Annotated in this window: 1 protein-coding gene; it reads left to right on the top strand. The window is 61.8% G+C overall.

Features of this window, described 5'->3' with window-relative positions:
• Nucleotides 1-413: 413 nt before the first annotated feature.
• The gene (locus AC1DF3_RS37020; RefSeq protein WP_478142817.1) at nt 414-659 is read left to right on the top strand and encodes a hypothetical protein; all 246 of its coding nucleotides are present in this window, start codon (nt 414-416) and stop codon (nt 657-659) included.
• Nucleotides 660-733: the final 74 nt, after the last annotated feature.

The following is a 733-nucleotide window of genomic DNA, read 5'->3' as shown; positions in this document are numbered from 1 at the left end:
ATCTGTACGTGGCCCACCACAACGCCAACCCCAAACCCTTCATCTGGACCAAGAGCGCGACCGACATCTTGGCCAAGGTCACGCGCGCCAAGGCGGCGCTGGCACGGAGCACAAGATAAGTACATATTTACGTGGCGCACTGCACTAGTTTCGGCCTGTAGCTCGTTTCGGGCGTAGCGCGCGCCGCGCACCTCTTCCGGTGCCAAACGTGGCAAGTTTCGACACTTCTTCGAGAGAAGGCTGACTCGGTGAGTGCTCGCAACACACTTCACGGCAAACTCTTCTAGGAATGCGCAGCGTCGCCGACCTCAAGCGCCCTGCTCGCGGCCTAGGCACGTCCCTTGCTCATCGTGACCGCCCCGGGCTAAAGGCATGGGCGCGCCCAATGCCTAGGGCTTCCGAGGAGGCTGACAATGAGAAAACACCAAAATGCCAACGATGGCGTCGAGATTGCCTCGGCAGGTGGTTACCGCGTCTATAGGGTCGCGAAGGCCGACGGCAGGGCGGTTTTTGAACTCGTCGGACTCGACGGCGAGAAGCTGCCGTTTGTGTTCGGAGACATGCACGAGGCGATGGCCGCGATGACAGCACTCCTCGCGCGACCCATTGCCGACGACGTCGGAGGCGCAGCAGCGCTCCCTACGCTACCGGACGCCTAAATTGCGGCAACTCTTGCCAGGGCAGCCTCCGTGTTGAGACACTTCGTGGGGCCGTATGGCCCTCGCGCTAACCG

It is taken from the genome of Variovorax sp. 10N432 (assembly GCF_056394465.1).
Note: the sequence above shows the minus strand (reverse complement) of the source record. Positions and strands in the feature narration are given on the sequence as shown.

What these genes read in the sequence shown, in the direction of transcription:
- AC1DF3_RS37020 (WP_478142817.1), top strand. Translation starts at nt 414, where the DNA reads ATGAGAAAACACCAAAATGCCAACGATGGCGTCGAGATTGCCTCGGCA.